Source organism: Providencia hangzhouensis, from assembly GCF_029193595.2.
Lineage (GTDB): Bacteria > Pseudomonadota > Gammaproteobacteria > Enterobacterales > Enterobacteriaceae > Providencia > Providencia hangzhouensis.
Genome location: NZ_CP135052.1, coordinates 1,550,389 through 1,564,428, shown reverse-complemented (window position 1 = coordinate 1,564,428; position 14,040 = coordinate 1,550,389). Strand labels below are relative to the sequence as shown.

General features: G+C 34.0%; 13 protein-coding genes and 2 pseudogenes. 7 read left to right on the top strand and 8 right to left on the bottom strand.

Translation table 11 applies throughout. The features are described from left to right. Window positions 1–137 precede the first annotated feature (137 nt). From psiE to PZ638_RS06750, 7 genes and pseudogenes are all read right to left on the bottom strand, one after another. A complete protein-coding gene (psiE, locus tag PZ638_RS06780) occupies window positions 138–548 on the bottom strand; it encodes a phosphate-starvation-inducible protein PsiE (RefSeq protein WP_180312532.1) in 411 nt (136 codons plus the stop codon). 506 nt (window positions 549–1,054) lie between these two features. Then, entirely contained in the window at window positions 1,055–1,210 is a 156-nt protein-coding gene (locus PZ638_RS06775) for a hypothetical protein (protein WP_180312531.1), read from the bottom strand. A 212-nt stretch (window positions 1,211–1,422) separates the two neighbouring features. Next, window positions 1,423–1,545, bottom strand: a pseudogene (ymcF, locus tag PZ638_RS06770) (cold shock small protein YmcF); the annotation flags it as partial. Continuing rightward, entirely contained in the window at window positions 1,542–1,754 is a 213-nt protein-coding gene (gene cspE, locus PZ638_RS06765; protein ID WP_123381878.1) for a transcription antiterminator/RNA stability regulator CspE, read from the bottom strand. The pseudogene ymcF and the gene cspE, both read right to left, overlap by 4 nt. Window positions 1,755–2,138: 384 nt before the next feature. Then, entirely contained in the window at window positions 2,139–2,345 is a 207-nt protein-coding gene (locus PZ638_RS06760; protein WP_180312530.1) for a hypothetical protein, read from the bottom strand. Between the two features lie 2,163 nt (window positions 2,346–4,508). Beyond that, entirely contained in the window at window positions 4,509–4,697 is a 189-nt protein-coding gene (locus PZ638_RS06755) for a hypothetical protein (RefSeq protein ID WP_180312529.1), read from the bottom strand. A 315-nt stretch (window positions 4,698–5,012) separates the two neighbouring features. After that, window positions 5,013–5,156: a hypothetical protein gene (locus tag PZ638_RS06750; RefSeq protein ID WP_180312528.1), complete on the bottom strand. Its 144-nt coding sequence runs from the start codon at window positions 5,154–5,156 to the stop codon at window positions 5,013–5,015. Between the two features lie 134 nt (window positions 5,157–5,290). Here PZ638_RS06750 and PZ638_RS06745 point away from each other — a divergent pair, with 134 nt between their 5' ends. From PZ638_RS06745 to PZ638_RS06730, 4 genes and pseudogenes are all read left to right on the top strand, one after another. Further along, a complete protein-coding gene (locus PZ638_RS06745) occupies window positions 5,291–5,647 on the top strand; it encodes an aspartate/glutamate racemase family protein (RefSeq protein ID WP_180312527.1) in 357 nt (118 codons plus the stop codon). Between the two features lie 1,011 nt (window positions 5,648–6,658). Beyond that, window positions 6,659–7,024, top strand: a complete 366-nt coding sequence (locus PZ638_RS06740; RefSeq protein ID WP_112307250.1) for a GtrA family protein — start codon at window positions 6,659–6,661, stop codon at window positions 7,022–7,024. Beyond that, window positions 7,021–7,959 (top strand): annotated as a pseudogene (locus tag PZ638_RS06735) (glycosyltransferase family 2 protein). The gene PZ638_RS06740 and the pseudogene PZ638_RS06735 overlap by 4 nt, the downstream one beginning before the upstream one ends. Further along, window positions 7,952–9,574 carry a DUF6056 family protein gene (locus PZ638_RS06730; RefSeq protein ID WP_180312525.1) on the top strand — a complete coding sequence of 541 codons (1,623 nt, stop codon included), beginning with the start codon at window positions 7,952–7,954 and terminating at the stop codon, window positions 9,572–9,574. Before PZ638_RS06735 ends, PZ638_RS06730 begins: the two are co-directional and overlap by 8 nt. A gap of 56 nt (window positions 9,575–9,630) precedes the next feature. On the opposite strand, the gene PZ638_RS06725 is transcribed toward PZ638_RS06730, so the two are convergent. Continuing rightward, window positions 9,631–10,395, bottom strand: a complete 765-nt coding sequence (locus tag PZ638_RS06725; protein ID WP_206277972.1) for a phage tail protein — start codon at window positions 10,393–10,395, stop codon at window positions 9,631–9,633. Window positions 10,396–10,788: 393 nt separating this feature from the next. Here PZ638_RS06725 and PZ638_RS06720 point away from each other — a divergent pair, with 393 nt between their 5' ends. The 3 genes from PZ638_RS06720 (at window position 10,789) to PZ638_RS06710 (ending at window position 13,816) form a co-directional block, all read left to right on the top strand. Further along, window positions 10,789–12,063, top strand: a complete 1,275-nt coding sequence (locus tag PZ638_RS06720; protein WP_136134887.1) for an MASE1 domain-containing protein — start codon at window positions 10,789–10,791, stop codon at window positions 12,061–12,063. A 27-nt stretch (window positions 12,064–12,090) separates the two neighbouring features. Beyond that, window positions 12,091–13,392, top strand: a complete 1,302-nt coding sequence (locus tag PZ638_RS06715) for an HdeD family acid-resistance protein (protein ID WP_094962113.1) — start codon at window positions 12,091–12,093, stop codon at window positions 13,390–13,392. A gap of 91 nt (window positions 13,393–13,483) precedes the next feature. Beyond that, on the top strand, window positions 13,484–13,816 hold the full coding sequence (locus PZ638_RS06710; RefSeq protein WP_371021498.1) for a DMT family transporter: 333 nt from the start codon (window positions 13,484–13,486) through the stop codon (window positions 13,814–13,816). The last annotated feature ends 224 nt before the right edge of the window (window positions 13,817–14,040 follow it).

Genomic DNA, 14,040 nt, shown 5'->3' with positions numbered 1-14,040 from the left:
CCGAAAAAATTATTCTTGCTACAGCATTATATTTATAAAAGAAATTTAATTTTTACGCTGTTAACTAAAATAGTGCTAAATAAAATACAACCAGTTAAATATTTTTCAAGATAAAAGTAGCCACCTTATGACAATTTTTATTCTTTGGGTTTAAGTCTATCAGCATTAGCAATGTACAGGGCAATAATAAGTATTAGTATTGAAACAGAGTAAATAATAAAAAGCTGAGGTTCATTATGTTCAACTATAATAAGCCGAATTACTGCTGTAATTGCAATATAAATAAAATATTGTAATGGAAAATGGTAATTTGACTGAAAGTACTTGATAATCAAAGCAACAAATTCAAAATATAGAAAATATATAATAAGCTCATCGACCAGCAAATAAATCGAAATGGAATCACTAGCGGAAAATAGTAGCTTCGATAAAATAATAGTTTCTTTTATTAAAAAAGAAATTAATATAATAGCAAGTAAAATCAGCGCAGCACTGCTAATCCACTGCAACACTCTACATATTAATTTTGATTGACTTAGTCCTGACATGGTAACTCCTCAGGAGTTTAACCTTTCTCATTAAGAATATAGCATCATTAAATATTTAAATGGACCACCATCGAGGCCTCGAACCTCGACGTTTAGTTTTGTCAGGACTAAATACTCTTCCAATTGAGTTAATGGTGGAATAAATTTATTTAGCTAAATTTATAATATATGCAATAATTAGAATGAATATGATAATCAGTACAAGAACAACAAGCATGTTTTGTGAAAAATTCAAAATACGTTGATAAAGATTTGACCATTTCATAAATAATACCTTAGAAATCTCACTTACCTTTCAGATAATATTTTGTAAATGCAAGAGTTATGGTAATGAGATACTTTAAATTGCTAACACTCAGAGAATTGTAATTTTTCAATTAATTACTATAAGAACTGAATTAAGAATACTACTCGCTTTAAAACATGACATAGAGCATACACTGGTTAATAGGATCTTTATTCACAACAACATAATACTTTAGAAAAGCTATTACATTTGATTAGTGTTAGTTTTTAGGGAAAATGTATCCACCACCGAGCTGGCTCCATGATGAACTATCGAACAAATAAATTACACCAAGAACGACGATAATTAGTACAGCCACAATGAGAATTTTTTTATAGATACTTAGAACTCGACTATAAAATGTTTGCTTTTTCATTCGTGTTTCCTTAGGAAAGTGATTCCCTTGGATACCACATCTATTTTTTAGATAAAAGCTTGCAGAGGCAAGATTTGCTGTTCATAGCAATGGGGTATAATTATCAAACAAGCATACCACGTCAGCTTAAATAAATACGATTAATGCGATAAAACCTCATTAAAAAGAGATTTAAATATGAATCAAATTATTTATCAGCTAACTTGAGCTTTCATGACACTTTTACAAAAGATACATTTTGCACCATGTGGATTATTGACCGAAACATCAAACTGTGAAGTTCTATACTGGGATCCACTACAGCAAGGACATTTAAAATACAAATAGATTTTTATAGTGCCACCACGTTTCCAGCTGCAGGGCCTTTCATTCCATTCTCGATGGTGAATGAGACTTGTTGGCCTTCAATTAACGATTTAAAGTCATCGCTCTGAATAGCAGAAAAATGGACAAATACATCTTTACTACCATCTGCTGGAGTAATAAAACCGAAGCCTTTATCATCGTTAAACCATTTTACTGAACCAGTTAATATATTAGACATAGAAATTCCTTTAATTATTTAATATTTGCCATAAAGCATAATAGCGTTTGTTTTCAATTTTTACTTATGGGAATTAATTAGAAGGAATTCGCGATGAAGTGATATCAGGGATAACGCTAAATGGTGAACAACTTGAAACTGACTAACATAAATAGGTTTGTACGTCCAAAACAGTAAGGGCATTAAGCCACACCCCCCCGATTATAGCAAGTTTTATTTTTCACTCCACTTATAAGATAAATTATTATTTAACGAATTCCTTTTCAATACAAATCTTAAAAAAGAAATTACTTTGAAAATGACGACTTTTTCTCTGAGTTAACACCTGTCTTACTGGAATAAATGTAAAAAATCTACAGTTTTTTTAATTTTATTGCTTATAATTTAGTGTTTCATTCTATTTTTTATACAATCAGAGCATATCTTAACAATCTTATAGCGTGATTTTTTAGCAGCTTCAATCGCTTGCATAGCATTAAAAAAATTACCAAGGTAAAATCTATTTGCAGCCATAGGCATATTCTTACATCCAACCTTATGTATTTTATAACCACCCAGTGGTTCAACTATAGTCTGAATATAATAATTCATTTATCTCTCCTTTATTTTTCAAAGGTGCTATACCAATATTTTTCCACCATAAATTAGTCCTCGAATCTCAGCGTTGTTAAAACTCATTACTCATTTAGTTTTAGCTAACTGTCAAATAATTTTACATCCAGTATACAAGTGCAAAAGTAGCCAGAAGTAATACCGTTATAATTAACACATTTTCTGTAAATGATAAAAAACGATGATATAATGCAGATAAATTCATAGGTAATTCCTTAGGAAACGATTCCTTTAGATACCACATCTATTTTTTAGATAAAAGCTTGCGAATGCAAGGTTTGCTTTTTATAGCAATGGGGTATAATTATTTAAATCACTATAACACATTAGCCATACTTTTACTTGGTTAATAACCTCTGAATGTCATTATCCATCGCAGAGTAATTTAATTGAAATAACTATCTAATTGATTTAGCTAATTATATAACTTTAATCAATAGATTAAAGTTCGTAAGTTAACTGCTTTACTCTTACTAATTTTTTATTCACCGTAACTAATCTATAATATAGCTAAAAAAACCAATGTTAGTTACACTAATTATGAGTAATTAAAGGGTAGATGTAAACCTAGATATTTCAAATTATTAATGATTGGTCATATCAACTTAAAGGCTGCTGAGAGGGCTATTCAATATCTGGCTACTAAAAAGACACCAAATGGAGGCTCATTGTACACTTAATCGACTATCAATTTAAAATACTTAGAAATAATTTGCATACTTTAAAACACCTATTATGTTTAAAATGATATTCAATTGTATGAAGTAACATCTCTTAGCCTACTCCTGTGTAAGCTTTTTTTCATTAAAAATGACCCAGTAAATGCAAGAGTACTCGTTCTTTATTACTCTTTATTACAATATCTCATCATTTTCATATGTATCATTCGTCATTGTTAACTTAAGTATGTTATTAAGAATTATTTATCCTTTAGCCTACTCACAAAGTAGGCTTTTTTTTAATCTTTATCGAGTCAATTCCTCTTGTTTTTTCTTTGTTTCACATGACTTTATTCATAAATAAAAGCTACCAACGATTAGCTTATGGCTATGAATATTTACAAATATAAGATAGCTATTGTTTGAATAAACACGTATTGTCATTGGCCTCATGCAGTACACCCAGTGTCATTGGGAATAACAATAAGATTTATGCTAACTCATTGTTTACTATCCCGTGACAAGGATATAGTGAAATTACTGCATTATTTGCTCATCCATGATGGGCTATTTTTTTATCTTTAGTCCTCCAGTTGCAGAGCGCCATGTTCTTCCGAGCCTAAATAAGCAATCAAACCTTCATAATAGATTTCAGTACCAGCAAAAATGATCGCCACTCCAATACTATAAGATGATTACCCTCCTTCTTGTTCAAACCCATGAAAAGAGTTAATTTATTCTAGTGTTAATACAATTCTGTATTTGATCCTATATTTCCAGACACTTTTTATCAATTACCTTAAATGAAAAAACCACCAGTGATCAGCTGATAACTATAAACCTTTACAAATATAAGTTGGCTATTATTTAATCAGTAATGTACTGTTGACTAACTCATGTAGTACACCTACTCATTAGGCATAATAATAAGACATACTGTAGCCCATAATTCAGACCCTCATTAGACACGTGGGTCTATTTTTTCTCTCCACTCCAACATCTTAAATCGCCTCTAATTATAACAACAGAGGACAAAACTAACTTGTAATTATAAATAATTATAAACACATGCTAACCATAGAGATCTATGATGCAACGAATTCTACTATTGTTTTTAATATCAATACCCCAATTATCATGGGCTTCATATGTCAACTCATGCAATCTGGATATTAATATTCTAGAAAATACTTCCGCACAAACGTCTTGTCTTGATATGGATGAAAATATTTGTAGCCACAAGGAAATATCTATTCTAGTTAGTGGGAAAATAATTAATACAAGGCCATCTGGCCGCGCGGATAAGGGATGTCATCAATATATAGACAAAAAATATCGACAATCTTTATCAGTGGGAGATCCAAAGCTAAGCCTTAAACGAGGCGACATCGTAATACTGCATGAAACATTTGAGGAGGACAGTCGAAATCCAATGAGCCGCTATACGCTATTTATTCGTATTAAGAAGTAGTTAAATGGAAATTTAACCTAATTTTGTATGAAAAAGACAGTCTTTAGCTTCAAGTAACTTGCGAAGCCCTACTGACTTTTCAGTATCATCAGGTAACTGTGCACCCATCTGCTTAGATAGATCGCCAATCGGCTTACTAACTTCTTGTAAGTGAGCGAGTAAATGTTGGTATTCAAAATATTTCATAATTGGGTTAGACATTTAGTACTCCTATTGATATTAAAAAGCACCCTAATTGGAGGCTCGTTGTTGTTCTATTTCCCATATTGCTTTCTTGTCTAAAACATCCACTTGCAGCAGAGATAAATCAGACCTTCAATGACTCCCCATCCGCGCACCGCACATACAATACCGAGGATAAGGAAAGCTGACACATATGAATCATTAAACATGATGCTTTCCTTCTTTTAGTTATTGCTTCTAGTCGCTTCAATCTCTCGAATACCTTTTAATTGCTCATTAGCTTTATCTAAAGCTGATAACAAAGAGTTATCCATAGTACCGCTTGGCAATAAGTTAATGTGCTGGCAGTAGTGGTACTGGTTCGGTTAGTGTTTTGGAGATCGGCGCACATTGACCTAGGAATAATGCTCCTGCCGCTGTAGTAATTACTCCGAGAGCATAGGAAAAAGGGCTTGAGTTTTTTTCATGCATACGCATATCCCCACCCTGCGGAGTGTTCCGGTTTATTGAATTAATAAGTAGCCATCCGCAAGATGGCGTTGATTTCGATCTTGGCATTTATAGTTGTAAAGATTTAGCACAACTACAGTCAAATGCTCAACGTAAGCAGTTTGGAAAAACAAGTTGAAAATTTTGGCCTAGCAAACCGGTTAGCTTCCGTGAGAACTGTTTCAATGACAGGCGCAGAAATCGTTAACAATCCAGATAAAGCTTATGAAATGATAGTGAAACTCAGCGATACCTGTGCACAAAAAGATGGGGCATCCTGTGTCATTTTGGGGGGAGCTGCACTCGCAGGTTTCCCCGCAATCCTTCATGAGCGAGTAAGTGTTCCACTGATTGATAATCTCGCAGTAACCATTTCAACGGCACTCACTCTAGCAAAGTACGTTCCCCAGCCAAATCGTAACCAGCAAACGCCATCACCTAAAATGGGCAGCCAAAATTTATCACCAGAACTTTTTTGATTTTCTTTAAAAAAACAACAGATTAGTTAAAATTACACCAATGAATCTATCGAAGGTACTATTAATATCTATATGAATACGTCTCAATTAATGAAGATAGATATTAAAACTTATGTTAACCGAAAAATATTATGGCCCGCATTAGGCATGTGGGCCTTTTTTAGTTTAATTTCTAATTGACTAATTATAATTTACCTTCAGTAAAACCCACATTTCACAATAATTATCAATAAGTTAAAGTTTCTGGTTAATTTAAATTATGGCCAATAATATTCAATACCGTAAGAACTAAGGATGTTATTCTAGGTTTTAAACAACATTATTCATATCCTGAACAACATCCATTATGTTTTATACAAGAGCCAATAATGAATAAACCTTAAAGGTTATTAGAAAATTAATAGTATTACAGCCACTATGAATATTTCCAATATGAAAAATTATACCTTATTTAAAGCTAACCGAAAAAAATATAGTTTTTTACGTGAATTTAAGTAATCATAGACTCAAGAAATAAACTAATTCATTTTTAGGCACCTTATTAGGCACTTTTGAAAAGTTGAATTGAACATTAGCACTATAAAATCATTTAGTTAAGCGACGAATTCAGACTCCGCCAGCTCAGTGATAGGACAACAGGTTTAAAAACAGGAAGTTAGCAAAATCAGTTGGACTAGACACTGGCAACATTAAGACTAGAAAGTGCACGTGAAATGCACGCGCATTTGAAAGTTACTAAAAGCCCACTTCGGTGGGCTTTTTTATTGCTTTCTGAGTACACCTACCATTCACACTTATACCAAAATATAAATAGTTCGTAGTGGTACTGTAGTAAAATCCCATTTCCCCTATTTTATAATATAGGCTTGCTTTTCTGTCTCACAATTTGGTGGAGAATAAAGTAAGACTAACACGACATTTCACATAAACTTTCCTTATCAGTTTGCTGCATCAGTAGGTATATTCAGGTATACTAAATTACTTATTCTCTTCTCAATACGAATGATTGAAATGATTAAGTTATTCACTAAATACTTTTCGGTTGGAATTTTAAACACTCTTATACATTGGTCCATTTTTGGGCTACTGACAGTGTTCCTTTCAACCTCTCAAGCTATAGCTAACTTAATAGGCTTCATAGCTGCTGTCAGTTTTTCCTTTTTTGCTAATGCAAAATTCACCTTCAAAGCTAAAGCGACTACAGCACGATACTTATCATTTACCTTATTTATGGGGCTATTAAGTTACTTGACTGGTTATGTTTCAGACCAACTACAATTCCCCCCTATAGCAACTTTAATAATTTTTTCTTCCATTAGCCTCGTATTAGGTTTCCTTTACTCCAAAATCTTTGTTTTCAGAGATACTCCACAATGAAAATATCATTAGTAGTACCAGTTTATAACGAAGAAGAAGCTATCCCTATATTTTATAAGTCAGTAAGAGAACACCCGATTCTTAATCAATATGATATCGAAATAGTCTTCATAAATGATGGAAGTAAGGACAGCACTGAAAATATTATCAATGCAATAGCTATTGCTGACCCTTTAGTGATCCCTTTAAACTTCACGCGAAATTTTGGAAAGGAACCGGCTTTGTTTGCGGGCCTTGAATACGCAACTGGAGAAGCTGTAATACCTATTGATGTAGACCTTCAAGATCCTATTGATGTTATTCCTCAGCTCATAGATAAATGGTAACAAGGCGCAGATATTGTTCTCGCAAAAAGAGCTAATCGTACTAGTGATACATGGTTAAAACGCAAAACAGCTGAATGGTTTTACAAGCTCCATAATAAAATTAGCGCGCCTGAAATTGAAGAGAATGTTGGCGATTTTAGGTTGATATCTCGTCAGAGTGTCGAATATATAAAATTATTACCTGAGCGTAATTTATTCATGAAAGGTATCCTTTCATGGGTGGGTGGAAAAATTGATGTTGTTGAATACAATAGAGCAGAAAGATCTGCTGGAGAAAGTAAATTTAATGGCTGGAAATTATGGAACTTAGCCTTAGAAGGTATAACGAGTTTTTCTACTTTTCCATTACGCGTTTGGACTTACATTGGTTTATTTGTTGCTTTTGCATCTTTTATCTATGGTGGTTGGATGATGGTAGATAAATTAATTTGGGGTAATCCTGTTCCTGGTTATCCTTCATTACTTGTTTCTATTCTATTTTTAGGTGGAGTTCAGCTTATTGGTATTGGTGTACTCGGTGAGTATATTGGTCGTATTTATACTGAAAGCAAAGCAAGGCCTAGATACTTGCTAAAAAAGACAGATTATATTGAGAACAAAAATGACTAACTACTTAAAACGTATTAATTTAGGCTACATAAGTGTCCTAATTGTCTTTTCGCTTATTTTTTTAGTCGAATACTATACACCTATGCATTCTGATGACTATGTGTATTATATTAAAGGAAATTCATTATCTGCTCATGTATCTCACTACCTTTCATGGAGTGGAAGATTTGTATCAGACTATTTTAGCACTCTAGTTCTTACATCAGACTCTAACATACTAAAAAATAGTATGATTGCATTTGTATTAACAATGATGATCTTTTTAATTACTAAAATAAGTAGTAACTCTGACACAAGTAAAAAAACATTTTTTTTACAGTTTATTGTTTTATTTTCAATTTACTGGGTTACAAATCCAGCTCTTGGTCAAATTGTTTTTTGGGTTGTTGGTGCAGCAAATTATCTTGTCACAAATTTATTTATTGTTATTTATCTTTATTTTTTATTTCGTTATCTTGATGATAAAAAGTGCCTAATCCCTCTCATAATCAGTTCTTTTTTTGCTGGATGCAGTAATGAAAATACGAGTTGGATTATAGTTGCCATTTCAGTAATTACCTCCTGTTATGTTTTTTTTAAACATAAAAACAGACTTATTATCTTTTCATCTGTACTTGTTATACTTGGGTTTGTAACTTTGATTTCGAGCCCTGGTAATTTTCATCGAGCCGCTCTTTTCACTGACTTTTACTCCCTCAGTACGATAGAAAAAATCACATATTTTTTATCGGATAAACTTTCACATTCATTTACTAAAACGTGGGGGGTACTAGTTGCTTCATTACTTTTACTGCTAACTTATGTAGGTGAAAAGAAGTCAAAAAGCTTTTATCTTTCATTATTGTTTATCGTATTAGGCTTTTTAAGTATATTTTCCATGGTTGCATCCCCAACATTTCCTACTAGGTCTTTGAGTGGCGCTCACCTTTTTTATGTTATTTCATGCTCCTTTTCTATTGGATACGCATTTAGTATGAAAAATAAAAGAGGAATCGCAATTACATATTTTATTGGTATTTTAACTCTTTGTGGTTTCATTTTTTCATATATTCAAATGGTTTATTCATATAATACAATAACGACTCAAGAGAAAATAAGAATTTATGCTATAAACGAAGAAATAATTGGTGATTCTAAAACCGATAAGATACCCGAGTATTACTATCCACGCTCTTTCAGAGGTGGTGACGAAATGGATTTATATCATAATCCTAATGCAATGGCTGAATACTTTAATATTAGCCATCCGATTGAAACCTATAAAATAGACTATAACTACGCAGTTATTTTAGATGGAATAAAACTGCCACTACCTAATGTAACAAATACAAATGTTTCAAATCTATTCTTAGGTAAAGATAGATTTTTAAAAGGAACAACTATAGCCCTACAACTTGTTGATAACAAAAAGTTAATGTCAAATGAAAGCTATAGAATAATAGTAATGGATGACAAAAATAGAATACATACTGAAGAGAATAACAAGATAGACTCTATTTATGGTATGAATTTAGTTGGTTTCACTATTCCAGTTTCACCTAAAAATATAAAATCCATTAATTTCATTGTAGATATGGATAACAAAAAAACAATTGAGCAACAAGTAATCTTTTAATTTAAGTGTGGTGTGCATATTACAATGCACGCCACACTTTTATTTACTAATAGCACTTAACTTAATCGATACCACCTCATCAACATGGTATAGGCGTTGGTAACTGTTAAGGCCGTTCCTGAACCGAGGTTTTCCGTGTTACCTGAATAGGTATGCGTGTGTGCTCCACTATTAGACGTTTCACCTGACCATATTTTAGATGCGTTAAATACATATTTATAGCCGCTAGTTGTGTTATTACCATTATAGCCAGTTCCCCCGTTAGCAAGACTAAAAGCGCCTGTTGCCATAGAGTGAATAGCATTATCACTCCGGATATATCCAATCTCACACGTGATATTCATCGTTCCTCGGGTATGAGTATGCCCTCTGCTACTTACAGTTGTTCCTAAATACTTTAATGGCACTACGGGTAGATGGCCTTTACCAATGGTCACTAAATCCGAACCACCTGGTGTGAAGACATTCGAGCCACTTGTCGCGGCTAAACTAATGGTTTTGTTTTCATCAATATACTGCCATTTTGTACCAGGGAATAACGTATTGGGGTTCTTGTTTTGCGCGAACCACACATCAATACCAACGGGATAGACCGTATTTAGGTTAACCGCGTTTTGTAATACATCGCTGACGGCCTTCTCGCTCATCACACTCGTTGTTGATTCGCTCGTTGATTGGTCAACACTACTCGTGTTTAGCTTAGTATTAAGCCCGTTATTGAGTGCTGTGTTTATTACATATCCCCCCGATGACTGATAACTCGCCTTAGCTTGGCACCGCATATCCCCTTCCGCTTTGGTATAACTCTCGCCTTTGAGCACATAATTCCCTGCGGGACATAGTTAGCTATTTTTAATTGTGGTGAACACGTTCAATTTTTGCCATTATTGCTCGAGTATTGCTTTATATGACGTTGGGTATCTTTCACGAATAGCTGTCTATGAAAACAACAAGCCATGTTTTATATTTTAAAAAATTCAGATTTGGGGTGCTATTGGCTTTGACTGGGAGCGTAATGTTCATTGAAGTACCTACAGAGCCGAACTCATACTAAAATAAGAAATAAAAAGTGTCTAAAAATACAGGAAAAAATATAATAATAGCTATACCTCAAGATATCATTTTGATATTTTTTGAAAAGAGAAATGATGTAGACCTTTTTGCGTTAAGATAAGGCCAAACATAACTTTATGATGTATAACCTAAAATAAACTATGAAAACATCCTTGCTATCAAATAAGACCACGCTAATCGTAATAATAGGATGGCTATTACTTTATTACGTAACAGGTGAAATCTCCGAAATACTTACACCAGAGAATTCAGATATTTCTGTTGTCTGGTTTCCTGCGGGAGTCGCAACAACCGCTTTTTTATGTATGCACAAGCGCCAATGGTTACCATTACTGATTGGCTTCGTTGTATTAAACTTGATTCTGAATGGCTTCGATAATGAGCAAATCACCCTTTCACTTATATACGCCGCTCTAGCTGTACTTTCTTGTATTGCTATTGCTTGGATTGTCCGTAGGTATGCTCAGAGAGGAGATGATCTGCAACTAATATTGTTATGGCTATCGGCAGTAATAATTGTCAGTTTTGCAGATGCAGTTTTATTTTCTATCAGTTTGTATTGGTTTGATAATACATCACTTAATGATATTTTCTGGGATGGTTTTATTGCTGATATTACTGGCAACATATTTGCGACAACAGTGATTATGGGGCTAATTAATACCCATTTCAAAAGGGTGGTGCCTTCTTTCAAAATTAATATAATTTGGGGAAGTATTGTTTTTATTCTTCTTATTATTAGCACAATATTAATATTCAATGATACTGCGATACAGATATACTATTCCTATTTTCATCAGCATCGTAATACTGCTAAATTATCACTACTCTGCATCCCTATTTTGCTTGCTGTTACCCTGTCTATGCTATGGGGAAACAGAGGAGGATCAATCGCACTATTAATACTTGCCACTATTACAATCTATTACACTCGTAATCAGCAAGGTCCTTTTTACCTTCATGGCCTATTTCGCCATGAATCACTGTGGTTAATACAGGGATATTTGACCGTAATATCATTATTAATGGTTTTTTTGCGAGTTGTCGCTCGAAGTACTCATAGAATTGATGACACACAAGGGGCTTATAAACCGCAGCACCTAGTATATCAACTTAATCTAGATAATGGTGCTATAGAATGGGGAAATACAGATTGTTCATATCCGAAGGCTGATTTAATAACCCTTTCCGCTCTAAGACAAATTATGGAATCTATTCACCCTGACGACCGAGAAAAACTCGCTCGACATTGGGAACAAGAGCAAGCTCAGACCACTCTTCCAATAATAACCTTTTGTCTGAAAGATAAAGAAGGTCGTTGGTGGAATATAGAAGATCGTGGAAGTGTTATTTTTAGTCATAACAAGCCAGTAATGATTGTTGGGAATTGGTTTATTTTGGGTGAAGTATCCTAAAATTGATGTAATAACAAAGGATAAGTGATGCTACAAATTGCATTATTACTTTTCGGTGCCGAATTTATCAGAGGAAAAGCACATTACCTCTGGGGGATTGGGCTCCTTTGGTGTTTTATTGGTATCTTTATTTTTATTGATGGTATTGATGGTATTCTTTTTTTTCCAATACATTTGTTTGGTTTTCTATTGTTACTTGAAAGTCTGATCACATTAAGTGTCGCTTCAAGTGGAATTGGGACACAAAAAACGATACTTTTCTTTAAAGGTGGTTTGTTTTTATTCTGTGCATTGGTTATCTTAATTAATCAAACATATAGCAATGTATTATTGTCAGCAATGTTCGGTTTTGTTTTTTTTATTACCGGATTGTTTGTTGTTGCATCAGCTTGGATCGTACGTTTTCCTAGATGGCAATTAATCCTATTATGGGGCGTAATTGAAATGCTGTTTGCCTTTTTTCTGTTTACCCATCACCAAGCAACAATTTCTTTTTTCATCGGCTTTTTGATGATAGGAAGTGGATTTGGATGCCTGAAGTTAGCATTTCGAGCCCGTCATATTCAACGAGGAACATCCATATTTGAACTAATGCGTCCTTTACCTGTGTCGTTTAAGAAAAAAGGAGCAATGCGACCAATAACAGAGAACCCACAATCTTCCCCTTTAAATAGAGAAACTGAACAAGATACTATTTTGACTGTTCATATCTGGACCCCCGAAGGCTCCGCAAACCAACGTCCTGTACCACGACCAATTATTAATCGTTATATTGCGGCTGTTGATTCTGAGGGGGTAATCTCTACGGGGCATGCATCTCTAGAACTCTATCCGCACCTCTATATCAGCTTATACCCTAAAGAAGATATTGATCGCTCGCCATCAGAGTTTTTCAGGCTACTAAAAGCAACCGCTGATAATAACGTTCCGGGGCGTTTCTTGCCTAATTATCAAGCTGAAGCATCCGAATGGTGTGAATCTGACAGACAGATTGTTTTCAATGTTTATAACTATGCTTCTTTATTGAGTTTTTGGGAAAAATATCGCCAGTATCCTATTTATAACCTAACATATCAAAACTGTTCCAGCAGTGTTGCATATGGTTTGGAAGCTGCGTTGGATGGTGTTTTGTCTATGCAAAAGAGAAGTGATTTTATCGGGATTTTAAATGTACTTTGTATGCCAGAGTTATGGATTGCGGCTCAAATTCGTCGGCGTGCGCTGATGATGGCATGGACCCCAGGATTAATTATGGATTATGCACGTGCTTTGCGGGCTATTGTACACCCCGTTCCTGTCCCTTGGTATAAACGCTTACTTAGGCGTTGAGTTTCATAGCTATGATGACATTTTTATCTCAAACATAGTTTAGAATTGTCATTTTGGAATGTTTGCTAAATAAGTTAAAGAGGTTTTTATGCTGAAAGTGTACGCAATCTTAATGGTGTCTATCATAGCTGAAACAACCGCGACAACCATGATGAAGGCGTCTGATGGGTTTACCAAGTTGGTGCCCAGTATTATTGTCGTTATTGGTTATGCCATTTCTTTTTATGGCTTATCCCAAGTTGTAAAAAGTATGAATATTGGTATCGCCTATGCGATATGGGCTGGAGCAGGAATATTTCTTGTTTCAGCATTATCATTTTTTGTTTATAAACAGAAACTTGATTTTCCAGCATTAATTGGTCTGGCATGCATTGCGCTGGGAATTGTTATTATCCAGCTGTTCTCTAAATCAATTACTCATTGAGTGTCGAAATTACTCAACAAGAATGGATTAAATGACGACAATTACAAAGAGAAAATCATTATTACAGCCTCTGTGTGGTAATATATTACACAGAGGTTATAACTGTAATTAACGGGATTCTACCAACTCATTAATATGATAATATGTCAGCAAACTTCATATTTTCTGGCTGGGTTTCTTTTTTAACTCGGTGATAGTACTCTCAATTTCACATTAGCCTCATA

Excerpts from the sequence above, each read along its gene's own strand:
- psiE (WP_180312532.1), bottom strand. The coding sequence starts at position 548 with ATGTCAGGACTAAGTCAATCAAAATTAATATGTAGAGTGTTGCAGTGG.
- PZ638_RS06775 (WP_180312531.1), bottom strand. The coding sequence starts at position 1,210 with ATGAAAAAGCAAACATTTTATAGTCGAGTTCTAAGTATCTATAAAAAA.
- cspE (WP_123381878.1), bottom strand. The coding sequence starts at position 1,754 with ATGTCTAATATATTAACTGGTTCAGTAAAATGGTTTAACGATGATAAA.
- PZ638_RS06760 (WP_180312530.1), bottom strand. The coding sequence starts at position 2,345 with ATGAATTATTATATTCAGACTATAGTTGAACCACTGGGTGGTTATAAA.
- PZ638_RS06755 (WP_180312529.1), bottom strand. The coding sequence starts at position 4,697 with ATGTCTAACCCAATTATGAAATATTTTGAATACCAACATTTACTCGCT.
- PZ638_RS06750 (WP_180312528.1), bottom strand. The coding sequence starts at position 5,156 with ATGCGTATGCATGAAAAAAACTCAAGCCCTTTTTCCTATGCTCTCGGA.
- PZ638_RS06740 (WP_112307250.1), top strand. The coding sequence starts at position 6,659 with ATGATTAAGTTATTCACTAAATACTTTTCGGTTGGAATTTTAAACACT.
- PZ638_RS06730 (WP_180312525.1), top strand. The coding sequence starts at position 7,952 with ATGACTAACTACTTAAAACGTATTAATTTAGGCTACATAAGTGTCCTA.
- PZ638_RS06720 (WP_136134887.1), top strand. The coding sequence starts at position 10,789 with ATGAAAACATCCTTGCTATCAAATAAGACCACGCTAATCGTAATAATA.
- PZ638_RS06715 (WP_094962113.1), top strand. The coding sequence starts at position 12,091 with ATGCTACAAATTGCATTATTACTTTTCGGTGCCGAATTTATCAGAGGA.